General features: G+C 48.9%; 21 protein-coding genes. 6 read left to right on the top strand and 15 right to left on the bottom strand.

Annotated features, from left to right (window positions below; translation table 11 throughout):
* Positions 1 to 457 precede the first annotated feature (457 nt).
* From CIK93_RS12985 to CIK93_RS13035, 11 genes are all read right to left on the bottom strand, one after another.
* A complete protein-coding gene (locus CIK93_RS12985; protein WP_094447598.1) occupies positions 458 to 1,873 on the bottom strand; it encodes a DUF6080 domain-containing protein in 1,416 nt (471 codons plus the stop codon).
* 37 nt (positions 1,874 to 1,910) lie between these two features.
* Entirely contained in the window at positions 1,911 to 3,275 is a 1,365-nt protein-coding gene (locus tag CIK93_RS12990; RefSeq protein ID WP_094447599.1) for a DUF6080 domain-containing protein, read from the bottom strand.
* Positions 3,272 to 3,856 carry an HAD family hydrolase gene (locus CIK93_RS12995; RefSeq protein WP_094389877.1) on the bottom strand — a complete coding sequence of 195 codons (585 nt, stop codon included), beginning with the start codon at positions 3,854 to 3,856 and terminating at the stop codon, positions 3,272 to 3,274. Before CIK93_RS12995 ends, CIK93_RS12990 begins: the two co-directional genes overlap by 4 nt.
* Positions 3,853 to 4,839, bottom strand: coding sequence for an acyltransferase (locus CIK93_RS13000; RefSeq protein ID WP_094389797.1), 987 nt, complete (start codon positions 4,837 to 4,839; stop codon positions 3,853 to 3,855). Before CIK93_RS13000 ends, CIK93_RS12995 begins: the two co-directional genes overlap by 4 nt.
* A 1-nt stretch (position 4,840) precedes the next feature.
* Positions 4,841 to 5,923, bottom strand: a complete 1,083-nt coding sequence (locus tag CIK93_RS13005) for an acyltransferase (protein WP_094447600.1) — start codon at positions 5,921 to 5,923, stop codon at positions 4,841 to 4,843.
* Positions 5,923 to 7,737 (bottom strand): phosphoethanolamine transferase, encoded by a 1,815-nt coding sequence (locus CIK93_RS13010; protein WP_094447601.1) that lies wholly within the window; start codon positions 7,735 to 7,737, stop codon positions 5,923 to 5,925. Before CIK93_RS13010 ends, CIK93_RS13005 begins: the two co-directional genes overlap by 1 nt.
* Positions 7,738 to 7,767: 30 nt before the next feature.
* On the bottom strand, positions 7,768 to 8,349 hold the full coding sequence (gene nadD, locus CIK93_RS13015) for a nicotinate (nicotinamide) nucleotide adenylyltransferase (protein WP_094439315.1): 582 nt from the start codon (positions 8,347 to 8,349) through the stop codon (positions 7,768 to 7,770).
* The gene (gene gmk, locus CIK93_RS13020; RefSeq protein WP_094389801.1) at positions 8,346 to 8,915 is read right to left on the bottom strand and encodes a guanylate kinase; all 570 of its coding nucleotides are present in this window, start codon (positions 8,913 to 8,915) and stop codon (positions 8,346 to 8,348) included. The genes nadD and gmk overlap by 4 nt, the downstream gene beginning before the upstream one ends.
* 7 nt (positions 8,916 to 8,922) lie before the next feature.
* On the bottom strand, positions 8,923 to 9,798 hold the full coding sequence (locus tag CIK93_RS13025) for a YicC/YloC family endoribonuclease (protein WP_094447602.1): 876 nt from the start codon (positions 9,796 to 9,798) through the stop codon (positions 8,923 to 8,925).
* 482 nt (positions 9,799 to 10,280) lie between these two features.
* On the bottom strand, positions 10,281 to 10,655 hold the full coding sequence (locus CIK93_RS13030; protein WP_094447603.1) for a hypothetical protein: 375 nt from the start codon (positions 10,653 to 10,655) through the stop codon (positions 10,281 to 10,283).
* A 51-nt stretch (positions 10,656 to 10,706) separates the two neighbouring features.
* Positions 10,707 to 11,174 (bottom strand): nucleoside deaminase, encoded by a 468-nt coding sequence (locus CIK93_RS13035; RefSeq protein WP_094439311.1) that lies wholly within the window; start codon positions 11,172 to 11,174, stop codon positions 10,707 to 10,709.
* Between the two features lie 309 nt (positions 11,175 to 11,483).
* Here CIK93_RS13035 and CIK93_RS13040 point away from each other — a divergent pair, with 309 nt between their 5' ends.
* Both CIK93_RS13040 and CIK93_RS13045 read left to right on the top strand, forming a co-directional pair.
* Positions 11,484 to 12,758 (top strand): glycosyltransferase family 4 protein, encoded by a 1,275-nt coding sequence (locus tag CIK93_RS13040; RefSeq protein WP_094447604.1) that lies wholly within the window; start codon positions 11,484 to 11,486, stop codon positions 12,756 to 12,758.
* Positions 12,759 to 12,773: 15 nt separating this feature from the next.
* On the top strand, positions 12,774 to 13,562 hold the full coding sequence (locus tag CIK93_RS13045; protein ID WP_094435231.1) for a glycosyltransferase family 2 protein: 789 nt from the start codon (positions 12,774 to 12,776) through the stop codon (positions 13,560 to 13,562).
* Positions 13,563 to 13,610: 48 nt separating this feature from the next.
* On the opposite strand, the gene ispF is transcribed toward CIK93_RS13045, so the two are convergent.
* The 4 genes from ispF to CIK93_RS13065 are packed head-to-tail and all read right to left on the bottom strand — an operon-like array spanning position 13,611 to position 19,464.
* On the bottom strand, positions 13,611 to 14,084 hold the full coding sequence (gene ispF, locus CIK93_RS13050) for a 2-C-methyl-D-erythritol 2,4-cyclodiphosphate synthase (RefSeq protein WP_094389807.1): 474 nt from the start codon (positions 14,082 to 14,084) through the stop codon (positions 13,611 to 13,613).
* Between the two features lie 32 nt (positions 14,085 to 14,116).
* Positions 14,117 to 15,280 carry a type IX secretion system outer membrane channel protein PorV gene (gene porV / locus CIK93_RS13055; protein WP_094447627.1) on the bottom strand — a complete coding sequence of 388 codons (1,164 nt, stop codon included), beginning with the start codon at positions 15,278 to 15,280 and terminating at the stop codon, positions 14,117 to 14,119.
* 23 nt (positions 15,281 to 15,303) lie between these two features.
* Positions 15,304 to 18,846 carry a type IX secretion system sortase PorU gene (porU, locus tag CIK93_RS13060; RefSeq protein WP_094447605.1) on the bottom strand — a complete coding sequence of 1,181 codons (3,543 nt, stop codon included), beginning with the start codon at positions 18,844 to 18,846 and terminating at the stop codon, positions 15,304 to 15,306.
* A complete protein-coding gene (locus CIK93_RS13065) occupies positions 18,847 to 19,464 on the bottom strand; it encodes a fumarylacetoacetate hydrolase family protein (protein ID WP_094389809.1) in 618 nt (205 codons plus the stop codon).
* Between the two features lie 361 nt (positions 19,465 to 19,825).
* On the opposite strand from CIK93_RS13065, the gene CIK93_RS13070 reads away from it, so the two are divergent.
* The 4 genes from CIK93_RS13070 to CIK93_RS13085 all read left to right on the top strand — a co-directional run bounded on the left by CIK93_RS13070 (position 19,826) and on the right by CIK93_RS13085 (position 26,066).
* Positions 19,826 to 20,797, top strand: coding sequence for a metallophosphoesterase (locus CIK93_RS13070; RefSeq protein ID WP_094389810.1), 972 nt, complete (start codon positions 19,826 to 19,828; stop codon positions 20,795 to 20,797).
* 41 nt (positions 20,798 to 20,838) lie between these two features.
* Positions 20,839 to 23,637, top strand: a complete 2,799-nt coding sequence (locus CIK93_RS13075) for a TonB-dependent receptor (RefSeq protein ID WP_094447606.1) — start codon at positions 20,839 to 20,841, stop codon at positions 23,635 to 23,637.
* Between the two features lie 15 nt (positions 23,638 to 23,652).
* A complete protein-coding gene (locus CIK93_RS13080) occupies positions 23,653 to 25,035 on the top strand; it encodes a hypothetical protein (protein ID WP_094447607.1) in 1,383 nt (460 codons plus the stop codon).
* Between the two features lie 752 nt (positions 25,036 to 25,787).
* Entirely contained in the window at positions 25,788 to 26,066 is a 279-nt protein-coding gene (locus CIK93_RS13085) for a hypothetical protein (protein WP_094447608.1), read from the top strand.
* The last annotated feature ends 112 nt before the right edge of the window (positions 26,067 to 26,178 follow it).

Consider the following 26,178-nt stretch of genomic DNA (forward strand, 5'->3'; position numbering starts at 1 on the left):
TAATAATCCTTTAATACACTCAAACGGAATTGATCGTCAAAATGACGAGCTGCTCTACGTTCCTTTTTCATCATTTACACTGTTTTTTAATTGTTAAAACGGTGTAAAGTAAATCTGTATTAAGTCAGATTGCTATCACAACCATGTTGCGTTGCATCGGCACATGACTTCTATGACGCTGCAAAGTACCATTTGTCGCACACCTTCCAAACGTGCACAAACCACTAACAGACAATATATTGCACTATCAGAAACAATACTTGCGTGAGCAAAACAATTTGATTTACTCAGCAAAACAATTTGATTTACTCAGCAAAACAATTTGATTTACTCAGCAAAACAATTTGATTTGCAGAGAAAGAGCCTGTCAACAGAAAAACTATGGACGCTGGATGGATATCTCATCCAACGTCCGTAAGTATCGTATAGGTAGTTTTTTTCAGTACGGTCACACGTTTCAGAGCGTTGCATTGATGGGCGACAGGAGGAAATCTACCAGCTGCACACCATTATAGAGAAGAAGGTAGATCGACAATACTGCGGTCAATAGGCGAAGCACCTGACGCGGTGTGCCCTGCAACCGATGGAACAATGCGGCTGTTGCAAAAGGCACTACGAAGAGCCAATGGGGGGCCATAATGAATATCTCATTGATGCCGAAACCTAAAACGAGATGGATGCCCATGTCGAAAACAAAATATGATAGTGCCAACCACAACACTCTGTTGCGACGACCTACCCACAGTCCTACGATGAAAAGCAGTACGATGATGCCTTCAACCACATAGCTGATAGCCCAATCGTAGCGCACAAAGACGGGACGGAACACGAGCGTATCGCCCAGAAAATGCTGCTGGTGGAACTGTATGGCCTCGCCAAAGAGGTTTTCATAGGCTGTTTCCAATCGCGGAGTGGTGGTATCGGTCCAGCTCAAGAAGCCCACTTTCTTCATCGGCTTACCTGTTTTGGCTGCCTGACGCGCAAGCACCTGATTGCGCTTCTGCTGTTTTTCCTCGGCTTTCTGACGTTCATCTACCGACAACGAAGCCATGAAACGCTGGCGTTCCTCTGCCTTTTTAGCCTTTGCGGCAGCCCGTTGCTGCTCTTTGGGCCATACGTAGGTGCGGTATTCCCAGCGCGAGAATCCCCATATCAATGCAGCCGGCAGCAGCACGCCAAGTAGCAAATGGCGCCAACGGAAGAACGAACGGCCATTGACCAATAGTGCCGAGAGGTAGGTCTTGATACCGTTGCTCAGCGTGACACCCGCTGTCACCACGAAAAGCAATGCGGTCTGCCACCACGACAGTTGTCGCCCGGCATGGATGCAACGGCCCGACACATAGACGGTGAGCAGCAGCAAGAACATCGAAATGGTGAAGTGGTCGGGCACAATGACCGACAACAGGATATATGCCATCGAGAAATAATACGCCGACAGCAGTGTGGCATCGCCCTTGGGCAAGAGGAAAAACTCGCGCATGATGCGATAGGTGAACAGATAGGAATAGAGCGAAGCTGCCACGAGTGGCAGTGCTACGACATATTGCACACAGTTGACACCCGTCAATGCACTCAACATAGCATTGATGAGGAACAGGGGCCAGATGAAAAATGCCAATAGCGGATGGCGATAGACATTATAGACGGTGCCCCAATCGGTAACGCCAAGATAGGTCAAGGGGTCGTAGCCGGAGAGATGGAACTCGCGCATAAAGACTTTCCAATAGGGGCCGAAGCCTTCTTGCATAAACAGCGGGGAGAGTCGCGCAATAAACAAGCCGTTGAGTGCCACTATCACCAGCAGGACGATGAGTGCCATCCAGCGCTCTTCCTTACGAATCTTGAAAATATCGTTGAATATACTTATCATACCAAATTTTTATTTTGTTGCTTGAGAAATCATACACTTATTCATACCAAAAGGCAGTAGATACGATGGGCTGCTGCATCCAGTCGAAAAGGAGAGCGAGGTTGTGGCTCACCAAATAGACCATCAGTGCCAACGTGACGCCACGCAGCGCCAACAGCCACCGACCGTGAGCTCGCACAAAGAGAAACGACAGGGCGATGGGGACCACATAAAGCCAATGGGCTGCCATGATATACACTTCGTTGATGGCGAAGCCCAGTCCTAGGTGCATCAGTGCATCGGGCACGATGCCCAACAGGCACATCCATAGCAAATGGTGGTGACGTCCCATCCAGATACCTGCCACAAAGAGCAAAAGCAGAAGCAGTGAAACGGCATAGCGCCACACCGACTGATAGGACAGCAATACCGGGCGATAACTCGTCAGCACATCGTCGAGCACGTGAGTTTCGTGGAACTGGATGGATTCGCCCCAGAGGTTTTCGGTCATCGTGTCCCATCGGGAGGTCGAGATATCGGTCCATCGGAGCAGTCCGCCCTGTCCCAGCGCCTTGCCTTTATGGATGACCCATGGCGCATGCTTATAGCGTTGATGGTTCTGGTGTGCTTTCGCCATCATCTCTGCCTTGTGTTCTTCGAAGTAGCGCTGCTGTTCCTGCTGTTTCGGATAAACATAGATTCGCTCCTCCAGCATGCCTGCTCCAACCATCAATGCCGATGGAACGACCACCGCCAAAAGGAAGTAACGCCACTGGAAGAAGCGACGCCCACGGGCTATCCATTCGGCTGCAAACACCTTGACACCATTGGTCAGTGTCACACCGGCGGTTGCTATAAAGAGCAGAGCGGTCTGCCAGGTTTTCAGCACACGGCCTTTCTGAGCTGCACGGCCTATCAAATAGATGGAAAGAAGGATGAGACAGAGCGACAAACTGAAATGGTCGGGCACGAAAAACGTGACCTGGATGTAGGCAAAACTAAAGAACAACAGGGTCAGCAGGGCGGCATCTTCGGCTACGACACCCACCAGTCGGTGGATGATGCGATAGAGCAACCATGCCGACACACAGCCGCTAAACCATACAATCATGGCGGATATATAGAGTGCGGCATTGAAGCCGAACAGCGACATGACAACCTCGTTGACCGAAGCGGGTAATGCCATGAGATAGGGTAACAGCGGATGGCGCAACACATCATATTTCATGCCCCACTCGGTGAGTATCGCATAGTTGTTGGGATCAAAGCCAGAGACATGGAAGAGATACGACAAGCGCTTGGCATAGTCGGCGGCAACAACGGAAAACACCGCATCATACTTCATCACCATCAGCACGTTGAGCACCAACAGCAGCACGGCAACAACCGTCACCAGCATCTTTTCCACCTGTTTTTCTCTCATACTCGAAACGGTTTATAATGAGCCTCATCGGCAAAAGCAAGCATCTCACGGTCGCCACGGCTATCACCATAGGCGGTCAGGCGATATTGCTGGCGGTCGGGAAAGCGTTGCAACAGGCGGCGCACCTTCTCGCTGCCATAGCAATTAGGGGTGAGAAAGCGACCGGTCAACCTGTCATGAGCCACCTCAACCTGTGTGCCGAGCACACAAACATGGGGGAAGAACGGCTGCACCCAGTTGTCAATAGAGGCACTGACGATGACCACCTGGCGGTCGGCATCGCAATCGCGTTGCAGCGATGCCATACCCTTTTCGCGCAGTATCGTGCGGTTGTCGGCAGCAAACTGCCGACAATGGCGGTCAAACTCCTGAAGCGTCATGCCTCGGAAGAAATGGGCAAACACCTTTTGCTTCGCTTTGTAGTTGGGATAACAGTGCAGTTTCATCAGCACCAACAAGGGCGAATAACACAGAAATCCCCACAGCATTGCCCATCGCCCATGCACATAACGGATGAAATCCAATAGCGAATCGCTCTTGGTCAGCGTTCCGTCGAAATCATATACCACTACTTCTTTCATAGCCATTGCAACAGTCGTTTCACAAATTGATGGAGCAACCACGCCAAGGGGATGGTCAGCACGATGGTCAACAGCGACGTGGGCCAGTAACCCAGATGGTAGGGACTGAGCCAAGCCATCACAAAGTGGTTGTGGATGAGATATGCCTCCAGACTCAATCCGCCGAAGAAAGCCCAGAAACGGTTGACGCGTTGGGGCAGTCGGCGAAATATTCTATTGAGCAACAGAATGGCTGTCAGCGTCAAAGGGATATAAATCATGCGCTCTACGAAAAGTGGGAAACGCCCGTGAGATACCTGTTCGAGATAGATGCACGATGCGAAACATGCCACAAAGGTGATCAGGGCAAGCCATACGGCAGCACCGTCGATGCGCACTTCACGACGTACCATTTCACCGAAATTGATGCCAAGAAAGAAGATGGGCACGCGGCTCCAGAAGATTTCCAAATGTCCCACAGCATGGTGGACGGGTATGATCCACTGCACCATGACACACCACAACACCATCAATACCACCGACCAACGATAGATAGGGTGTTTGGTGATGAGTTTCATATAAGGTGGTGCCCAGAGATAAAGCATCATGATGGCGGGAATATACCAAAAAGTCAGCTCGTCGTGAAGCCAGAAATTCCAGTTGATGGTGATATTGCCTATCAGATCGATGATACTCCCGGTTTGCGGATTGAAGCGTGGAATATAGTAAAGCGATGCCATGATGAGCCACGCAGGCAAAATGCGCAACAGGCGACGACGATAGAAACTCCAGGTGGAAGGTTGCTTCACCCAGGAGAACCAAAGGCCTATGCCACTAAGAAAGAGAAATATATCGACGCCGATATTGCCACAGCGACGGAGGCCGAAAAACAAATCGGTGCGGGGTAATCCCACATGGAAAAGGATGATGAAGAGCATGGCGGCTCCCATCAGTTCGCCTCGGAAACGGCTGATATTTGCCAGTTCGATGTCCTTGGTACGCATACTATTTATCGCTTTGGGGTTGTGGTATCTGGTCTATCAATAGTCGCACCGCCCACGAAGCACCGATGACCACTACGACATAGAGCATCAGTCCGTCGTAAAGGTCGCCTCGCCATGCCACGGTGATAAAGAGTTTGCGGATGATGGGGTGTGCCACAAACATGGCGGCTGACAGGCCACCAAACCATGCCAACACATGGCCTGCACCTGCAGGTATGCTCTTGACAAATGCCACACTACCCACAATGGCAATAACAGGAACCCACAGCCATGTCTGGAAGGTGTAGCTCATGACAAAAAGCAATATCAGCGACACCAGCAATATCACACTCCAGACACCGCGTCCCCATAGGGGCATCGCCTTGCGCCACTGCTCATAGCGTGCCCAGAGGATGCCCATGCCGAAGGGCACCATGCCGCCAATGAAGTTATAGCGCAGTCGATTGAGGGTATCGCCCTCAGGGTCGCATACCATTTGAAGTATCCAGCAGACTGCCATCAGCGCTACAGTCCATCCGTAATGGCGGCGATAGAGCAGGAAACGATAGACGATATAGAGTTCTATCATCAGTCCGAAGAACCAATAGATGCCGGGCCAGATGATTTTATCGGGTGTGGGCAACACATTGATATACATCACCAACTGTGCCACTACATGATTCCAATGGAAGTGGAAACGACCCGGAGTGACGGCATCGACCATGAGAAAGATGGTGAAACCCACGATGAGCATGCGCAAGAGTTTGAGATAATGGTAGCGCACAAACGACAAGCGGCGATCCAATGAATCGGCAGGGGCACTGCCACGCTCGTATTTCATCACCAGTCCGAAACCGCTGAGAAAGAGGAATACGGGTACACCGTAATGGCCAAAATACGAGAGCAGATGGGCAGGAAGCAGACTGTCGGGACTGGACAGCGCTTGCATCAGGCGGTCATTATTAGAGGTGAAAAACTGATACTCATTCTCCTTGACTATCGATCCCACGAAGTGACAATAGTTATGGAGCACGATGGCGATGATGGCGAGACCGCGCAAGGCGGCGCATTCGGTGCGCGTAAGGAGCGTAGGAGTGGTTTTCATCAGCGTGATGTCTTGTTCAGATGGTTATAATCGGTGGTCATCTTCAGCACTCGTGGCCGTTGGGTGTTATACTCGGCATTGAGCACATCATAGTTTTTACGATAGTAATTGGAGTGGATGCCACCAAGGAAAAGCAACGTATGGGGCAGCGCATCGGTCATCAGCGGACGGTGGCGATACTCCTGTATGGCTTTCCATCCGTAGGGATGGGTCATGCGGTATTCATCGGAAGCCCATATCCAGAAAGGTATCTCAAATTCCTCGCGTGCCAACCGATAGTCGATATCGGCAGAATGCATGCGACCATAGAAGGGAAGACTGCCGTTGAAGCACTCCTCACCATGGTCGGGCACATAGATGACGATGGCATTTTCGTTTTCAAAGCGACGGATAATCTGATCGACCACAGAGTCGTTGTAGAGCACAGCATTATCATAGTCGGCATTGATCTGCTGACGCTGTGGCGACAAGTCTGTGCGGTTATAGTCGGCAGGAGTAAACTTCCGACGGGTTTTCATCGGGAAGCGCGCACGGTAATCAACGTGCTGGCCCATGAGATGGAAGATGGTGAGCTGGTGGGGATAGCGTTTCTTTGCCACCATGCGGTCGTAGTCTTCAAGCAATCCTTCGTCGTAGCGATGGAGTTTGGAGTTGCGCTCGTCGAAGAGTGCACGGCTCAGCGTGGGATTGTTTAAGAAGAAGCCGCCACTGAAGTCATATACTTCTTCACCCGATTTGGGTAGGAATTGATTGGTAAGGAACTTCACGTGATAGCCAGCTTTGCGGAAAACCTGCGGAAAGAGCGGACTGTCACACCACTCTCCATCGTCGCCAATACAGTGAAGTGAGAACATGTGCTTGAAAACAAAGCTTGTCAAGTTCCATGGAGCTACCACATCGGTGAACGCCACAAGGGTGCTATCCTGCATGCGCTGTAGCTGTCGGGGGGTAGTGGGCCGCTGGTAGCCATAGAGTTGAGAGCGATGACGGTTGTAACTCTCGCCGATGATGAGTACGATCTGCGGACTACGGAAGTCGCAACTCTCTACGCTGACATGCTCGGAAGTGGCAAGAAGACGATCCACCTGCTTCGCTGCCAATCGGTTGGCATAGAGACTAAACATCAAACGGTAGATAGGGAGATAGAGATTGGCACACCCCTTTTGGGTCAGTTCGTGTTCCACCTCTCCCAGATTGTGCTTGCTCATCAGGCGTACCGTGGCACACTTATTGTCCCAACAACGGGAACCGCAATGGATGAAAAAGGCAAAGGCAGCGATTCCTGCCAGTGCACTGAGCGTCCATACCACTGGGGGAGCGAGTCGTGGACCAACCATTTTATTGCTCCGCAACTGTTGTGCCACCATATTCCATGCCAGATGGAGCAGCGCGATAAGCAGTATGAGTCCTGTTTTAGAGGTGATGAGATCCCATCCGACATAAGATTGCAGAAACTCGCCGGCTTCGCGTCCGGTGGTTTCGAAGAAGAGCATCAGCATAGTGGGGGTCAAAGTGGATTCGAAATGCACATAGCAGAACATGTCGATGAGTGCCACCGCATAGAATATGAAAGCCAGAACGGCACGGATGACACGGCGCACTTTACGCGGGATTACCGCCAGGATAGCACACAACAGATAGAGATCGAAAAACAATTCGACAGCCGACAGCTCGTAGGGAACGGCACCGCGCAGGTGCAGTCGTATCTCTGTCTGTGTGCAGCAATATCCTAATGCATACATGAAGACAAAGAAGGAGACATTGGATCGGATAGGCCTCCAAAGCATGCTGATGATTCGCAACAATTTCTCCATGATGATAATTTACTTATTTTTAGTTATCTTTTATTGATGATAGAATCGTTCTACATCGGCAATAATACTATCGGGCACCATTCCAATGATGCTTTCGCCTCGTTGTATGCGGGCTCTGATAGCGGTGCTCGACACGTCAAGGAGCGGTGCATTTACCACGGTGAGGTGACAACAGGCATGGTCATCGTCGGCAGGAACCATCGTACTTCCGGGGCGTGGATAAACGATGATGGGGTATTTCCTACGGATGTCGTCAGCGCGATACCAGCGATTGAAGAGATCCCAATTATCGCCTCCGATGATGAGCGAAAACACATGGCCGGGAAAATCGGCGGTCAATGCCTCGAGAAGATTCCAAGTATAGGACGGTCGGGGCATGTGCATTTCGTAGTCGCTGACGTTGATATGAGGGTGACCCTGAAGGGCTTTCTCAGCCAATGCCAGTCGCTTCTGGTCATCAAGCAAGTCGTTTTGCTGCTTCAGGGGATTGTGGGGTGACACCATCAGCCATATCTCATCGAGGCTGGTGTGGCGGAGAATCTCTTCCGCGAGTGCCACATGTCCACAGTGGATAGGGTTGAACGACCCTCCAAAGATGCCGATATGCTTCATCCGAGGAAGTCTTTGAGCAGTCGGAGTGCCTCTTGTTTGGCTGTTTCGAGGTCGTCGTTGACCACGATATGGTCAAATTTCGGGGCGAAGGTCAATTCGTATTCTGCCTTATCCAAACGCTGTTGGATGGCTTCGGGAGTATCGGTGGCGCGTCCTTCAAGGCGGCGGCGCAGTTCTTCTACCGATGGGGGTTGGATGAAAAGGCTCATGGCTTCATCGCCATAATATTTCTTAATGTTTACTCCACCCTTCACATCGACGTCGAAGACGACATTCTGGCCTGCTTCACGCTGGCGTTCCACCTGTGCTTTGAGTGTTCCATAGAAGCGGTCGGTATAGACCTCTTCATATTCAAGAAACTCGCCATTGGCTATTTTCTGACGGAATTCGTCGGGTTGCAGAAAGAAATAATCCACTCCATCCTGCTCTGTTCCGCGTGGTTGGCGACTGGTGCAGGATACGGAGAAATAGAGCTTCAGCTCTGGATGTTGCTCCATCAGCCAACGCACGATAGTCGATTTGCCGCTGCCGGATGGGGCTGAAACGATGATGAGCTTTCCTTTCATAGGCGATTTAGAGTGCGTTGAGCACTTGTTCTTTGATTTGTTCCAATTCGTCTTTCATCTTCACCACAATGTTCTGCATCTCTGCCTGATTGCTTTTCGAACCGGTGGTATTGATTTCGCGACCCATCTCTTGGGCGATAAAGCCGAGCTTTTTACCCTGTCCGGCATGGTCTGCCATGGTTTCGCGGAAATATTTCAGATGGTTTGCCAAGCGCTGTTTCTCTTCGCTGATATCCAGTTTCTCGATATAGTAGATGAGTTCTTGTTCCAAACGGTTCTTGTCGTATTCGGCAGAAGGTATCTGTTTGAGTCCATCTACAATGCGAGTACGAATCTTCTCCACACGACTTTTCTCGTAGGGTTCGATGCTTTGGAGCAGTGCTTCGATATTGTCGATCTTCTCAGCAAACTTCTTTTGCAGAGCTGCACCTTCCTGAATACGGAAGTCAACAAGGTTGTTGATGGCCTGCTCGACTGCTTGTCGTGCCACTTCCCACTCTTCATCGGTCAGTGTTTCCACTTCTGTCTTTGCCATAACATCGGGCATGCGGGTCAGTGTCTGCAACCAATCCACCTGCTGTCCGATAGCATTAGCCTCAACAAAAGAGCGCAACTGATCGTAATAGTTCTGCATCAATGCGGTGTTGATGGTAGTGGCATCAACTGTGACATCCTTTTCTACCCAGAGTGACATTTCCACTTTTCCGCGCAGCAAATGCTTTGCTATGAGTTGGCGCACCTCCATTTCTTTCTCACGATAAAGTGGTGCTATACGAGTGGTTAGGTCAAGTTGCTTGGAATTGAGCGACTTGATTTCCACATTAATCTTCTTTTCTTTGAATGCTACTACGGCTTTACCGTAGCCTGTCATTGACTGTATCATGCTGTCGTTATCGTTTTTTCGAGCAATTGTTATCTGTTGCTACACTCTTGTTTACCTAATATTATTCTTATAGTACAAATCTCTTTCTCTATAATATTAGGTGCAAAGGTAGTGCAAACCGAGCGAAATGCAAAAGAAAAACTCGTTTTTCTTTTCATTTCCAAGGTGCAGCCTACCTTGGACCGCAGGTCAAAGGTACGATTAAGTGAGCGAAATGCAAAAGAAAAACTCGTTTTTCTTTTCATTTCCGAACGTGAGTAACTTGGACGCATCGCGTCAAAGGTACGATTAAGTGAGCGAAATACAAAGGAAATCTATTATTTTCTTTGGATTTCAGAAGTTCCAACAAAGTATGCACATCGTAAAATGAGGATAGACTGCTGAATACTACAGATGACAAAGTTACTTTTTCTGCACTTTTATTATTCTCTTTAGGTACAACAACCCTTTCGGGGACGTCGGTTGCATCACCAACAGCTTCTTCATTTGCTGTTGTTGCTTGCTGTTGAGGGGTTTCCTGTATTGTATGATGCACGATCGCTCTCGCTCTTCTTAACCTCTATGACTGCTTCACGCTGTGCTGGCTCAGTTTTCTTTGCAGGTTCTTGTTTCAACAATTTGCAGCAATACTCAGCAACATAAGCTGTTTTTCCATGATATTCGAAACGAATCATATCGCCATCCATACCTGTTTCGGTGATTTCATAGCCTCGATGTATCATACCGAGTTTATTCAGGTATTGGGGAGAATCCCACACTGTAAGGTCTTCGTCGGTTACAACCCAACGGCGTTGCGCATCAATACAGACTACTGAGATGCAAGACAAAAGGATAAATAGAATTGTGCGTTTCAACATAAAGAGATTTATTGTTTGGGGATTATATAATCAACAAATATCATATCCAGATTAGTATTCGGTCTTATCTGTCTTCTCGCGCCACATCTCAAAGGCTCGTTTAGCCTCGTGTTGCATCACTATTTCACTGGGTTTCTTACGATATTCAGGCTTCAGTTCGAGTTCTTGGTAGATGAAATCGTCGTCGAAACCAATGTCGGCAGCATCTTTTCTGTCATTCGCATAATAGATTTTGTCGAGGTGTGCCCAATAGATAGCACCCAAACACATAGGGCATGGCTCGCATGAGGTATAGATTTCACACCCTGTCAAATCGTATGTTCCCAACACTTTTGTTGCTTTACGAATGGCACTAACCTCTGCGTGTGCAGTCGGGTCAAGGTCTATTGTGACGCAATTGGATGCTTCTGCCACAATCGCTCCATCTTTCACAATGACAGCACCAAATGGTCCACCACCATTCTTCACACTATTTTCCGATAGTTCAATGGCTCTTGCCATAAAGTCGTTCTTATTCATATTCTATTTCTTTCTTTTTGCCACAAAGATAGTGCAAACCGAGAGAAATACAAAGAGAAACGTAGTTTTTCTTTTATTTCCGAGGTGCAGCCTATCGAAGAGGCATTGCCTCAAAGATACGATTAAGTGAGAGAAGAACAAAGAAAAACTCGTTTTTTTTATTTGTTCTTCCGAACGTGAGTAGCGAAGAAGCATTGCCTCAAAGATAGTGCAAACCACCTTCTGCTTCCACGCCCATAGATGATTTTTCTCTAAAAAATAGAATGGAATTATAGAAAAACTTGTAATTTTGTAGCAAAATTAGAAGATATGAAAGTTCTGATAGTCAACACAAGCGAACGAACAGGTGGTGCAGCAGTGGCAGCTAAGCGTCTATTGGAGGCTCTAAACGGCAATGGTGTGAAAGCAAAAATGCTGGTAGGCACTAAAGAAAGTGATCATATCAGCGTAGCACAAATGCCTCATCAAAAACGGCTACACTGGAATTTTCTATGGGAACGCCTGTGCATTTGGGTGCGCCTACGCTTTCAGCGCCGCCATCTCTTTGAAGTGGATATGGCAAATGCTGGTTGCGACATCACCAAACTGCCCGAATTTCGAGAAGCTGACATCATTCATCTCCACTGGATCAACCAAGGCACGCTATCGCTCAACGGCATCCGACGCATCCTGGAGAGTGGCAAACCGGTGGTGTGGACCATGCACGATATATGGCCTGCAACAGCCATCTGCCATCTTACACTCGGATGTGAACGGTTCAAAACCGCTTGTCAATACTGTCGGTTGCTGCCCGGTGGCGGTTCTGCCAACGACCTATCATCGTTGATATGGCGTCGCAAACAACACATGCTCGAGGGACGACACATCAGTTTCGTTGCTTGTAGCCAATGGTTGGCAGGTGAGGCTCGACAGAGCGCACTGCTGAAAGGACAGACTGTCAGCGCTATCCCCAACCCTATCAGCACGTATATTTATCGACCAGGAGACAAAACGGTTGCACGCCAACGCCTATCATTGCCTATCGATGACCGTATCATTCTATTTGTATCACAGCGCGCTACCAATCCCAACAAAGGTATGCAGTATCTGACGGAAGCCTGCCAACTATTAGCAAAGCGCTACCCCGACATGGTGGAACATACCGCAGTGGCTATCCTCGGCGGTCATGCCGAAGATGTAGTGGCGCAGTTGCCGTTCCGTTCCTACCCACTGGGCTATATCAGCAACGAGCAACGCATCGTCAGTGTCTATCAGGCTGCCGACGTCTTTGTATTGCCTTCACTCTCGGAGAATCTTCCCAACACTATCATGGAGGCTATGGCATGTGGGTTGCCCAGCGTAGGATTCCGCATCGGAGGTATTCCCGAAGAGATTGACCATCAGCAGAATGGCTATGTAGCAGACTATTGCAGTGGTGAAGACCTTGCCAATGGCATTCGCTGGGCACTATCGGAAGCCGATCCGACTGCCGTTGGCAAAGCGTGTCTCGACAAGGTGACACGCTGCTATTCACACCAGCGTGTGGCACGACAGTATATTCAGGTTTATGAAAACGCTATGCGTCCGACCACAGCCAAACAATAATTTCCACTATTATTCATGCAACAGACCATTACCATCAGCGTCATCACCATCACCTACAACGCTGCTACGGTGTTGCAACGCACCCTCGACAGTGTGGCGCATCAGACATATCAGCATATCGAGCACCTTATTATAGACGGTGCATCGAAAGACGATACACTCGCCATAGCGCATCGCTATGCCGAGGGCAAGAATTATCCCGTAGTCATCCAGTCGGAACCCGACAAGGGTATCTATGACGCCATGAACAAAGGAATGGCGAAGGCAACGGGCGATTATCTGGTATTTCTCAATGCTGGCGACGTGTTTCATGCCGACGACACCCTACAGACTGTTTGTCAGACGATAGACCTACAGACAGCCGGCAACACCTCTGCCCCACTGCCTGCAGTGGTCTATGGAGATACAGCAATAGTGGATGAGCAAGGCCATTTCCTACGATTACGAAGACTTCGCCCACCCCACCAACTCTCTTGGCGATCGTTCCGATGGGGCATGTTGGTATGTCACCAGTCGTTTTATGCCCGCACGGATGTGGCGCAACAGCATCATTACAATCTGCAGTACCGCCACTCTGCCGATGTAGATTGGTGTATCCGACTGATGAAAGATGCGGAGAAGCGACATCTACCTATTGTCAACAGCCATCAAATTCTATCCGACTTTATGGATGGCGGCAATACCACACAACATCACCGTGCCTCGCTCCGTGAGCGTTTCACAGTCATGCGCAACCATTATGGATTTGTTTCCACACTGCTGTGCCACCTTTGGTTTGTAATAAGAGCAGTGATAAAGAAATAAAAAGATCTGCCTACAGATAGTTGAAAGGGATTGCCAAAACAATCGCCATTACTTTTCTATCAGTGCCACGGCATAGGCAGAGATACCCTCCTCACGACCAGTAAATCCTAAACGTTCGGTAGTGGTGGCCTTGATAGAAATATTATCGGGATCGGTACCGATAACATCTGCCATACATTGTTGCATGGCAGGAATATGCGGATTCATCTTCGGACGCTGGGCACAGATAGTGGCATCGATGTTTACCAACCGATACCCTTTGGTGGCAATCAGTTCAATAGTCTTGCGGAGGATAATCTTGCTATCCATTCCCTCAGTTTCGCTGCTGGTATCTGGAAAATGGAAACCAATGTCGCGCATATTGGCAGCACCCAATATGGCATCGCAGATGGCATGTATCAGCACATCAGCATCGCTATGTCCCAACAGTCCCATGGTGTGTTCTATCTTGATGCCGCCCATCCAAAGGTCGCGTCCGCTGACCAACTGATGGACATCATATCCCATTCCTACTCGTATCATAGTTGTTTGTCTGTATTATATTTGGTGTAGATTTATCGTTTGAAGAGGTCCTTGATACCGTCCATATCAAATGCCAGTGTGAAGCGCAAGGTCTGGTCGAGCGGATTGCTTTTGGCTGTGGCAATGACATATCCCACATCGAGCGAAAAGACATTCATGCGAAAACCGCCTCCCACAGTGAAATATTTCAAGTTGCCTTTGTTCTCACTCTGATGGTGATAGCCTGCACGCAGTGTGAACTGATCATGGTAAACATACTCAGCACCGACACTCCACTGTATCTCTTGCAACTCCTCTTTCAGTCCGCCAGGTGCATCATGGAAGCTCTTGAAGATGCCGGAAATGGCACTCACATTGTTGTATTCATCGATGACACGCTGTTCATACTCCTCTTTACTCTCGCCTTCGTTTTGTCTGGGCACCGTCGGTACCAATAGTTTATTGGCATCGGCAGCTATGGTAAAGCGGTTATACTCATCGACAGGCACCATCAGCGAAGCGCCCAGACGCATATTGGCAGGTAGGAAGTTGGATCGTTCATCGCCGAAATAGGTAATCTTACTACCGATATTGGAGATGTTCAGACCCAGTCCCAACTGACATTCGCGCTGTCCGATATTGATGTAGTTATTATAGTAGCATGCCAAATCGGCTGCCACTGCCGATGCTGGCGAAGCGTCTTCGCTATAGTCGTAACGCAGATCACTATAGAGCCAACGTATGGCGGCAGCAATAGAAAAGCGTTCGCTGAGCATGAGCGAATATGCCACATCGAGCGACATCTCATAGGGTTTCACCGTCATGGCATCGTCACCACTGCCGGTATAAACTTCACCCAAGGAGAAATAGCGCAACGAACCAGATATAGCGGAATAGTCGCCGATGCGATAGTAACCTGACAGATATGCCAAATCGATATCGTTGACCAACTGTCGGAGCCATGGCGTATAGTTGAGTGCTATGCCTGCCCTACTGATACAGAAGGGATATTTAGCGGGGTTCCAGTATTGTGAGTTGACATCAGGATCGGTGGCAGCACCCACATCGCCCATACCTGCCGCACGGGCATCGGGTGCAATGGTCTGTGATATGACGGCATGGTCAATGGGGTTGAACTGACTTTTTCCGTCTTGCGCCCAACCGTTTGCTGCCGTTGCCATCAACATGGCTATAAGGAGAATCTTTACTTTGTTCATCATCAATATAACGTAGCCATGCATTATTTATTGCTCAACACTATCAGTTTCTTGGTTTTCGACACCTGTTGTCCTCCCGTACTACCCAAGCGCACCCGATAGAGATAGACTCCGGTAGAGAGACGATGCCCGTTACTGGCAGACAAATCCCAGTCGATGGTAAGACTTCGGTCTGATGGTGTTGCCTGTTGGCGATGCTGCCAAAGCATGCGCCCTGCCATGTCAAATACCTCAATACTGATGTCGAGCGCTGTACCCACACGGTCGTGAATGATACGGAAACCGGTAGTGGTAGTGGCAGGATTGCGTGTGGTTTCCACTTCGAACACTCCAGGAGCAAGGCCTTCTACCACACGGAAGTTGAGTTCGCGGGTGGTGACATTGTTTTGCATATCCCAAGCGCGGAACATCAAATGGTGGTCGCCCACTGTCAACTGGGGAATGCTAAAGCCTACCGTGCCACGGGTGTGGCTACCGAAATCATAAGCGAAATAATCGTTGAGGTTGTAAGTCTGTGTGGTTTGTCCGTCAATCACCAAGGTCAGGTTGTGGCCCAAACCATTGCCTGCGGCATTGATACCGCTGGCATCTTCCAGTTCGGCTATGAAATAAGGAGTGGGATTGACGCGCCCTCCATCCACAAAGTCGCTACTATTGAGATAGCAATATACTTCGGGGCCCTCGTTATCATCGGTATTGGCATCGGTTCCGCCCAGAGTAAAACGGGTGCAATGCCCATTGGCAGTCTGCGTGCGGTCGGTATTTACCGCATAGACATGCAGGAGTCCTATGGCATCGGAATAGCTGATGTCACGTGGCACGGTGAAGGAAAACGAGAACACACCCTGCCGGATGCTATCACTTCCAGTAAACAAAGTATGGGTGTGGTCGGTATATACAAAGGCTTTCTGTGCCTGTGACGAATCGTTTCGTCGGCACACCACCGTCTCTGCAGCATCACATACCGTGGCGGTAATCTGTCCATTGAAAGCAGGATCAGCCCCCTCCCCCTGCTGCACATGACCACAAACCTTGACTGTAGTACCGGCAGAGAGTGGTATCGGACGGTCGGTATCTGTCAAAGCCACACCGTTGATGCTATCGATAAGCACCTTTCTGACGGGGAGCGACAAGCGCAAAGCAGGATCGCCAAGTAGGAGAAACTGTAGTTTGTTGGCGGTAAGGTCGCCTCCGGTAGTTATCAATTCGTTCTTTGCTCGGCGCACAGCCTCACCAATAGGCATGGGGCGCCCATCGGAAATATTGAGCAAATGACGCATGAAGGTCTGGTTCATCAGGCGGTTATACGACTGGAAGACGGTGCGCGTGGTACCGTAAAAGGCAATGGCGCCACCATGGGGATTAAGCAGTGCGGTCTCACCGATATTCTCTGTCTGTCCGTCGAAGGGCATAATATCACACGTGGCAGCAACCCAAAGGGGCAGATGACTGGAAACGGCATTGGCGAAATCGGTAACATCCACCACCTTCTCATGGGATAGGCTTGTTGCAGCGCCATGACCGGAATAGTTCATGACGAGTGCTCCGGTATTCATCAGTTGACGTATCTGCCGTGTCACATCGGGATAACTGTTAGATGTGGCAGACGATGTGCGCTGATAGGCATCCCAAAGAATGCGCCTCACTTGGACAGAAGGCTGTTGGCATTCGACTTGTTTCGCCACATCATCGGCATCTTCCATGTGCTGGTTTTCGTTGCCGTCGTCGCCCATCACGACAATAAGATTCTGCCAACTGCCCACATCGCGATTGTCTGCATAGGCAATAATCTTATCCACTACCGCCTCCGCCTGACTCACAGTACGCACGGGCAGGCGGCCTACAGCCACATCACTCTTGTCGCTACCCAAGAGATTAGCGCCTTCGCCATCGTCAAGGAGCGTAAAATAGTCGTCGCAGACATAGCTGCCGGTACGGCTATAGGAGTTATCGCTCTCATAACAGAGTAGGAACTGGTCAGGCCGATACCCCCGCCAAGTGGTGGTAAGCATGCGATTATCCCATGCTCCATCCCCCATCAGCAACAGAAAGCGCGGTTGGTCAGCCTCTGTTGTAGCGCGGTCGTAGAGCATTTTAAGATAGCGGCGGTAGGCATTGGCATCGGGTGTGCCACTACTGAACTCGTTGTAAAGTTGGTCGGCCGCAACGATGCGCACGCGAAGGGTATCGTGGGTTTCGTGCCAATCAGCCAACCGTTGGGCTTGTTCCTGCATCTTACGGTCGGCAGGAATGATGATAATCATATCGGCAGGACCGTCGGCATGGAGGTTCTGATTATTGACCAGTCCCACAATGTCTGGTGCAGGAAATGTTGCGGAAGCGAGATTGGGTGTAGCCTCCGGTGTAGCATGATAGAGCGAGATATGATCGAGACGCACCACAGCCTGAGCATTGACGGGCGTGAGCGTCACTTTATTGTTGGCTGCAAGCAGTTCGGTCACGGGAAAAGTTGCCGTGGCAGTACGCATCTCATCGTATTCGCCACGCGATACCACCGCCAGTTGTCCCACGTTCTGCCCATTGACTCCCACCATCACAGCAGTGGCTTGGTCGGCAGAGAGCGTCACAGTCAGAGATCCGGTATCGTGGTCTTGTGCACCTTGCAGGGTGATACTGCGAGGATTGGCGGCTGTGATACGCGTGGCATCATAGAGATTTCTGCCACCTTGATACCAAGCATAGTCATCAACCTCATAGAGCGTATGCGTGCGGTCGGCATGCGATTGCCAGTTGGTCAAAAAGGCTTCTGTATCGATTGTAAGTGGGTTGTCGCCCTCTGTCAAGAAATAACAACCGTAATTGGCATAGGGATTACGGATGCGCTGATGGTTGCTGTCCCACGTCACAGGGCCTGTTGCCATCAACAGGCAACGCCCATCGGAAAGGCGACAGGTTGCCACTTCATGCAAATCGTCGGTGGTTTGCAGATAGTCTGCCGTCAGCCATTCAGGCTGCAAGGCACCACCATAGCCATAGACTTTAGCGCGCGAGGGATCTGCAAATCCTGCATTTCGCAGCAGTTTGTCGGTCAACTGATAGATACCTGAGGCAGGCACGCTGATTTTCACCCATCGCCCTTCTGCCAATACCGAGTGGTCGGCATAGCGATTGACAGGTGCTGTGGCAGATTGTTGTGTGCGGTTGCGTGCCGGTTTGGCTTTGGCATCGATGCGAAGCACGAAGCTCACGAGTTTCTGGAGCTTACGTCCGCGCTTCACCAACGGTACGAAAGAAACTTCAAGGCTTCCTTTTTTACGTGCGATGCTGAGTTGTTGGGATATGCGTGGAATACGCGGCAACGATGCGTCTGTAATTTTCTGCAGGCGCTGCACATCGGCATTACCCATCGGGATGAATTCGGGATAGTCGAGACTTACTGTATATACGGAGTCGAGGTATGCGCCACAGAGTGGAATGGAATAGCTTACGCGTGGCAATACAGAGTCAATCCTGACCTCAGAAGCCGTCAGGTTGATGGTGCGTTGTGCGCGACAAGGTGTCAGCAACACGAGCAACACGATAAGACTCAGCCATGCGTGTTTCATCTACTTACAGTTGAATTCCAATACTTTTCGTTCTTCTATCCATCCTTCCAAATGGTCGTCGATATGCACGGGTCCCACTCCAACAGGTGTGCCGGTATAGAGCAGGTCGCCAGTTTTCAGTGTGAAATATTGTGAGATATAGGCAATGAGTTCGTCAACACGATAGAGCATATCGCTTGAACAGCCTTCCTGCACCGTCTTGCCATTGATGTCGAGATGGAAATGGAGTGCCTGAATGTCGCGAAACTTCTCCACATCGACCCAGTCGCCAATAACCGCCGAGCCGTCGAAGCCCTTGCAGAGTTCCCAGGGCAATCCTTTCTCGCGTGCTTCGCGCTGCAGATCACGGGCTGTAAAATCGATTCCCACGGTCACGGCATCATAGTATCTGTGAGCAAAGCGTTCTGGAATACTCTTTCCCAATCGGCAGATGCGCACCACCAATTCTGTTTCATAGTCCACCTGACTGCTCCAGTCAGGGATAAAGAAAGGCTTGTGGTCTTTCAACAAAGCCGAATCAGCCTTGGTAAATATCACAGGCTTTTCTGGTTTATATGCCTTTCCGTCCAGTTCTTCGGTATGCTGGAGGTAGTTCATGCCAACGGCGAATATCTTCATAGTGTATGCTTATTATAGATAATGTATATGTTGATAGCTTATCGTTGCAAAATTAAATAAAAATATCGAGAACTAAGACATTTCCATCAAAAGTATGATGTTTTGTGGCAAATTGACCATCTGTAATTGCAGATTTGTAACATCGCGACTGTTCTTTCTCTGACTTGTAACAGTATTGTTACACGACTTTATCAAGATGTTCAAACACTCGTAACACGTTTGACACATCGTCCCACTACCTTTGCACTCGCATTTCACCCACCATGAATGGGTTTGAGATTCGGGTGCTTTAATAGCATATATCGGTATTTCGGAACACTATTTAGATGAGGATAAAATCAATTTTAAAAAGAGAAATAAAATGAGAAACAATGTAATGAGAGCATGCGGCAATAGAGTTGCCATGATGCTGATGGCTGTCTGTCTGATGCTTGCCAACGTGCAGGCGCAAGCACAAAATGCCACAGAATGGGAGAAATTGAAAGGTGAAATCACACTTTATATGACCAACGACATGGGTCGGAATGGCTATTACGACCAAAAGCCGATTGCCGAACTGATGGGCGAAATGGCTGATGTGGTAGATCCGGAAGCAGTACTTGCCGTGGGCGATATCCATCATTTCAATGGAGTGGCATCATTGCAAGACCCACTTTGGATGACCAATTACGAGTTGATCTACTCCCATCCCGACCTCATGCTCGACTGGTTTCCTGTTTGCGGCAACCATGAATATCGGGGCAATACCGAGGCTTTCCTCAACTATGGCAAGGTGAGCCGCCGTTGGATGATGCCTGCCAAATACTACACAAAGGTGTTTTCACATAAGAATACCACCATACGCATCGTATTCCTCGACACCACACCCCTTATCGATTCTTATCGCAAGAATGCCGACACATACCCCGACGCCTGTAAGGAGGATATGCAAGCGCAACTCTCTTGGCTCGACGAAACGCTAAAGAATGCCCACGAAGACTGGGTCGTCGTGGTGGGTCACCACCCCATCTACGCCGAGACAGGCAAGAAGGAAACCGAGCGTCTTGATATGCAGAAGCGCCTGTTGCCTGTGCTCCATAAATATAATAATGTGGCAATTTACGCCTGCGGACACATCCATAATTTCCAGCATATCGAGAAGAAAGGAGATGCTATCGACTATGTGGTCAACTCATCGTCGTCGTTGGCACGCCCAGTAAAACCTATCGACGGCACCGTATTTTGCAGTTCTGCCGATGGTTTTTCTGTCATCACAGCCGACAAGAATCAGCTCCGCATGTCGATGATTGACAAAGAGGGCAAAGTGATTCACACGATAGAAAAAAGCAAATAAAAGGAAGCAGAGAGAAGTATTCTACTGAGACATATATTGAGATGAAAAGATTTTTAATCAGTGCGGCATTGCTTGCCGCCGTGACAGCTACTATCCAAGCCCATACGCTGGATGGATCTGTCAAGGACAACAAAACGGGCGAACCGCTCATCGGAACTGTGATCCGAGTGAAAGAGTTGCCTGAAGTGACCACCACTACAGGCCTCGACGGAACTTTCACCCTGCATGAATTGCCCAACAAGGGAAAGTTCACCCTTATCGTTTCCTACATTGCCTACAAGACTCAGGAGATTGTGGTGGATGTTGCCAAGAAAGACAAACTCGACATTCCGATGACTGAAGATCAGAAGGAACTTGGCGAAGTGGTGGTGACGGGTCATCGCGAATATCGCTCCGACCGTAGTGCCGTAGAAACCGTAAAGGCGGCTGGCAATGTGCTCAACGTGATTAGCCAGCAGAGCATCCAACTGTCTCCCGACGTCAATGTGGCCAGTGTGCTTCAGCGCGTATCGGGTGTCACGATGGAGCGCGATGCGTCGGGTGAGGCTTCTTATGCCATTCTCCGTGGCATGGACAAGCGCTACAATTACACGCTTGTGAACGGGGTGAAGATTCCAAGTCCCGATGACAAGAACCGCTACATCCCGTTGAACATCTTCCCAAGCGACCTGATGGATCGCCTCGTAGTATCGAAGTCGTTGACTGCCGACATGGAAGGTGATGCTGCCGGTGGAGTGATCGATATGGTCATGAAGGACGCTCCTTCACGTTTTCAGCTCCAAGCCAATGCTGCCATTGGAGCGAGCGATTACTTCTGGAAAAACGGCAGAGACTATCTCACAAGCAACCGTTCTGACTATACCCACAAGTCGCCTTACGAGGCTTTCGGTTCGGAATACAAGGCAAGCATGAGCGACTTTAAGAATGGTCCGATGCAACTAAAGAGTCACTCCGCTCCAAGTCCCAACTTCATTGGTGGCATCAGCATAGGCAATCGCTTCTGGAAAGACCGCTTGGGCGTGATAGTTGCAGGTAGCATACAAAACACCTTCCGGGGGACTGAGCGCACTTATAATTCTGTAAAGATGGCTTCGGGCGAACAGGCCATGTATATTTCCAAGCTGCAACACCGCTACTACAGCATCCACGATTTGAATACGGGTGTTCATGCCAAACTGGACCTGACTTTGCCTGGTCACAAGTTGGAATGGTATAATATGTATGTGCATACCAACTCCAAAGGTATCAGATACAGCAATGGCATCGGTACTGAATATATCGGCGAAAACAGTTATACGCAAGATGACGAGATGCGATCTACCTCTACCACGCAAAGCATTTTTGCCACCAATCTGAAGGGCACTCACCATCTCACCAAGGATTTCACCATCGACTGGGCGGGAATTTTTTCTCAAGCCAAAGAGGAGGATCCCGATAGAACCTACGCCACACTGAGCAACACGGTGACTACCGACAACACAGAGGGGGATGCCGTTTCCGGCTCGATCTGGTCGCCCAACAAGACCATTAGCAAGACGTATCCAAAAAATGCGGAACGCCGATTCCAACACAACAGAGATACCGATTGGGCTGGATACATCAACCTCACTTACAACACCCGTTTCGGAAACGATATGGAAGCTATTTGGAAAACTGGTGGGCAGTATCGTCGCAAGGAACGCAGCAACAGATACTATTCCTACATCTTCAATCCTGCCGATACCGAACTGACGTTGGATGACAATAGTCTGGAGCAGTTTGGCCATATCGAATGGACATGCAGAACTCCATACTCGCAAGCCTCACAACTCAACTACGACTCTAAGGAACACATCGGTGGAGCCTATGCCATGATGACCATGAAGAGTCAATTGGGCGAGGTGAATGTTGGTTTCCGCGCAGAACACACCAACCAGATATACACCATGCTGCAACACTTCCGCAACATGGGACAGGTGGGAGAACAGAGCTACTGGGACTATCTGCCCTCTGCCAATATCAAGTGGACACCTACACAAAAGATGAATGTGCGTCTATCCTACTATCGTTCCATCAACCGACCTGGATTCTACGAGATTGTGCCTTATCAGATTCAGGGCGAGGAATATCAGGAGAAGGGTAATCCTAATCTGAAGCGAGCACGCATCGATAATATCGACTTGCGATGGGAGTGGTTTCCGTCAAAGAATGAACAGATACTGGCTGGCGTATTCTATAAATACCTGAAGGATCCTATCGAACAGGTGTTTGTCACTTCCGACGGTAAGATTGGTGCGGGAACCGATGCCTACTATATGCCCGACAATTTGGGAAATGCCAAAAACATGGGTTTCGAAATCGACGTCATCAAGTATATCCGCCACTTTGGTATAAAGGCAAACTACACCTATACCTATTCGAGAATCACAACATCAAAGCGTGAATATCAAGAAGGCAGCGCGGAATATAAGACGGGAGTGACCCAGACCCGACCTCTGGTAAATCAGGCTCCACACACCGCCAACCTCTCTCTGCTGTATAAGGATACCGAACACGGATGGAATGGACAACTCGCGGCTTCGTTCACTGGCACCAAACTGGCATTGGTATCACCTTTCAAAGATGCCGACCAATGGGACAAAGCCATGTTTGGACTCGATCTTAGCGCCGAAAAACAATTCAAGAACGGATTCTCTATCTTCTTCAAAGCCAACAATCTGCTCGATGCCAAACGAGAGAGATACCTCAAGACGGTGAACCCTGCCAACCTTGAATATGAGGGACAGCAGAGTGATAAGACCATCATAGGTACGTATAAATACGGCAGAACATTCCTTTTGGGAGTAAGATATAAACTATAAAAAACAAGAACAAATATGAAACAGATAAATACTTTCGCCTGCATGTTGATCATGGCAACGACAGTGTTCTCAACATCATGCGAGAACGACAATATCAATCCATACGATTACGTAAACAACAACAATCAGGATAACAATAACCAAGGTTCTACCGATGTCATCAAAACATCGTTTGCCGAATACCCCATAGGGTCGCTGGTATGGACCAAAGACACTACGCTGACCGAGAGCATAGAAATTCCGGAAGGCACTTCGCTCTACATCGAACCGGGTGTGACTGTCACTTGCAAGGCTGAAGTGCAAGTGCCCATCGAAATCGTGGTATTGGGCAACCTCTACTGTATGGGTACTGCCGAGAAGCCCGTTGTGTTTACTTCAGACGACAAGAAACCTGAGGCATGGGGTGGTATCATCTGCGGATACAATTCGGAAGAAGTGGTGCTCAACCATGTAGAGATAGCCTACGCAGGAGCAACACCTACAGAAAACTCCATCTCGTTTCAAAGAAAACTCTTCAAAACTACTATCGATGGCGGTGTGCCTGCCTTCCATTTTTGCAATGTAAACGGTAAGTTTGTGATTGCAAACAGTTTCTTCCACGATGCCTACAACGACCTTACCTACTTTACTGGCGGCAATGCCGTCATTGTCAACAGCATCTTTGCTGATTGCGGAAACAAGACCGATGGTGGCGAAGCTATCAACGTGAAGGCTGGATGCAAATTTGATGTGGCTAACAATATCATCTACAATGCCTGCACCAATGCTTTCAAACTCTCAAATGCGGGTAACAGCGAGGTGATTCCTCTCACCGAAATGACCGTATATAACAATACGGTTGTAGATTGTGGATGGCGTCGCGCCAAAAACCAAAAAGGCGGTTCGGTATGGGTCGAGAAGGCTGCAAAGCCCATTTTCGTCAACAATTTAATCTACGATTCACGCTTCGGACTGAAACAACCTAAGCAGGACGGTGCAGATATGGAGCACAGCCGACTCACTCCCAACTATTATTTCGCCTCAACAGAAACGGGTGTGAAACAAATGGAGAAAGGGGCTTCACTCGGCATTTGGTTTGATACCGACATCAAGAGCGGCGTTGCCGGACAACTCGACCCACTATTCGAAAATTTCAAACAAAGCAGTAACATGAATATCAATTGCGAATCAGATGATGTGGAAAAAGGTGCTCCACTCGCCTTCGACAAGGCATGGAACTTCGACGTGAAAGCCGAAAGTCCTGCACGCTCTGGCGGTGTTACCGATTTTGCTCGCCTTTTCCCCAACGGCATTCCTTTCTTTGGCATGAAAAAGGTAGTTTTCTTGGATAACAACAACGATCAGAACTACTACTTCACAGCTCCACTGCCAAGCGCCAGATTCGGAGCAACGATGTAATATCGGTTCGTTGAAAATCGTGCCACCCATAACTATATGTTCATCCATACACTTCTTCGTGTGGGTTGACATATAGATATGGGTGGATTTTATATGCATTATTCACGCACGAAAAATAACTACAACACAATCTATTCGTAGGCATATAGGAATCGCTATTCTCTTGTTTTTGGATAGCCCTAACGATAGTTTCCACACAAACTGGTATCAATGTAAATGCTACACTTGTTTTTTTCAGCGTTTTTCTAACGCCTGACAAAAGTTTTGTCTAACGTTGGATAATGGTTGTGTCAAACGTTGGATAATAGTATTATCAAACGTTGGATAATAGTTGTGTCAAACGTTGGATAATGGTTGTGTCAAACGTTGAAAAGAGTTATATCAAACGTTGGGTAAAAGTTATTTCAAACATTGCGAAAGAGTTGTGTCAAACGTTAGGTAAATGTAGTTTCCAACGATAGGCAATCGATTCAAACACGTCAGACTACCAGGGAAAGAAAAATATAGTTGGTGGTCGATCGGTGGTCGAAGGGTGGTCGATTCCACAACATCGAACACCATATAAGTCTTTACTACTCAGAAACATAACCATCACGGGTGGTCGGTGGTCGAAAAACAACACATCGCGCATGCGCATACGCGCGTGAACATCACGCGAAAGATGAGGGCAACAGGAATACTATGGCTATTATACCAAACCTTTCAAGAAATACCTGAGCATCAAGACTGCAAAAGGATACCTGAAGCGACTGATGTTGCCCAAAGATGCAGAAGACGTAAAATTCTCACCGGAACTCTACAAACGCACAGTGGAATATCTGAGCCACAACGATCCTAAGATGATCTATATCTATGGTGACCTTGACCCATGGGGCGCATCGGGCGTTGCCGGACTACCATTCACCAAAAACAAAACCAACTTGCATGTATATGTTTGCAAGGGTGGTTCACACCGCACACGAATTCTCTCATTCCCCGAACCCACCCGACAGGAAATCATCAACCTCATCAGTGGATGGCTGAAGGAATAGGCAACTGTTCAAAGATAAGAACCAATAAGTGATTCCAACAGGCGAAAGCATTTCAAAAGTAGGGAGTGGTGGCGGGATTCAGAAACGTAGTGCAGATAGGTTTGTAGAGGAT

The sequence above is a fragment of the Prevotella sp. P3-92 genome, from assembly GCF_002251205.1.
GTDB lineage: Bacteria > Bacteroidota > Bacteroidia > Bacteroidales > Bacteroidaceae > Prevotella.

Bases quoted from the DNA above. Each gene is read 5' to 3' on its own strand.
- CIK93_RS13070 (WP_094389810.1), top strand. From the start codon at position 19,826: ATGAGAAACAATGTAATGAGAGCATGCGGCAATAGAGTTGCCATGATG.
- CIK93_RS13085 (WP_094447608.1), top strand. From the start codon at position 25,788: ATGTTGCCCAAAGATGCAGAAGACGTAAAATTCTCACCGGAACTCTAC.
- CIK93_RS13040 (WP_094447604.1), top strand. From the start codon at position 11,484: ATGAAAGTTCTGATAGTCAACACAAGCGAACGAACAGGTGGTGCAGCA.
- CIK93_RS12990 (WP_094447599.1), bottom strand. From the start codon at position 3,275: ATGAGAGAAAAACAGGTGGAAAAGATGCTGGTGACGGTTGTTGCCGTG.
- nadD (WP_094439315.1), bottom strand. From the start codon at position 8,349: ATGAAGCATATCGGCATCTTTGGAGGGTCGTTCAACCCTATCCACTGT.
- CIK93_RS13025 (WP_094447602.1), bottom strand. From the start codon at position 9,798: ATGATACAGTCAATGACAGGCTACGGTAAAGCCGTAGTAGCATTCAAA.
- CIK93_RS13045 (WP_094435231.1), top strand. From the start codon at position 12,774: ATGCAACAGACCATTACCATCAGCGTCATCACCATCACCTACAACGCT.
- porU (WP_094447605.1), bottom strand. From the start codon at position 18,846: ATGAAACACGCATGGCTGAGTCTTATCGTGTTGCTCGTGTTGCTGACA.
- CIK93_RS13000 (WP_094389797.1), bottom strand. From the start codon at position 4,839: ATGCGTACCAAGGACATCGAACTGGCAAATATCAGCCGTTTCCGAGGC.
- CIK93_RS12995 (WP_094389877.1), bottom strand. From the start codon at position 3,856: ATGAAAGAAGTAGTGGTATATGATTTCGACGGAACGCTGACCAAGAGC.
- CIK93_RS12985 (WP_094447598.1), bottom strand. From the start codon at position 1,873: ATGATAAGTATATTCAACGATATTTTCAAGATTCGTAAGGAAGAGCGC.
- gmk (WP_094389801.1), bottom strand. From the start codon at position 8,915: ATGAAAGGAAAGCTCATCATCGTTTCAGCCCCATCCGGCAGCGGCAAA.
- porV (WP_094447627.1), bottom strand. From the start codon at position 15,280: ATGAACAAAGTAAAGATTCTCCTTATAGCCATGTTGATGGCAACGGCA.
- CIK93_RS13080 (WP_094447607.1), top strand. From the start codon at position 23,653: ATGAAACAGATAAATACTTTCGCCTGCATGTTGATCATGGCAACGACA.
- CIK93_RS13065 (WP_094389809.1), bottom strand. From the start codon at position 19,464: ATGAAGATATTCGCCGTTGGCATGAACTACCTCCAGCATACCGAAGAA.
- CIK93_RS13005 (WP_094447600.1), bottom strand. From the start codon at position 5,923: ATGAAAACCACTCCTACGCTCCTTACGCGCACCGAATGCGCCGCCTTG.
- CIK93_RS13030 (WP_094447603.1), bottom strand. From the start codon at position 10,655: ATGTTGAAACGCACAATTCTATTTATCCTTTTGTCTTGCATCTCAGTA.
- ispF (WP_094389807.1), bottom strand. From the start codon at position 14,084: ATGATACGAGTAGGAATGGGATATGATGTCCATCAGTTGGTCAGCGGA.
- CIK93_RS13075 (WP_094447606.1), top strand. From the start codon at position 20,839: ATGAAAAGATTTTTAATCAGTGCGGCATTGCTTGCCGCCGTGACAGCT.
- CIK93_RS13035 (WP_094439311.1), bottom strand. From the start codon at position 11,174: ATGAATAAGAACGACTTTATGGCAAGAGCCATTGAACTATCGGAAAAT.
- CIK93_RS13010 (WP_094447601.1), bottom strand. From the start codon at position 7,737: ATGGAGAAATTGTTGCGAATCATCAGCATGCTTTGGAGGCCTATCCGA.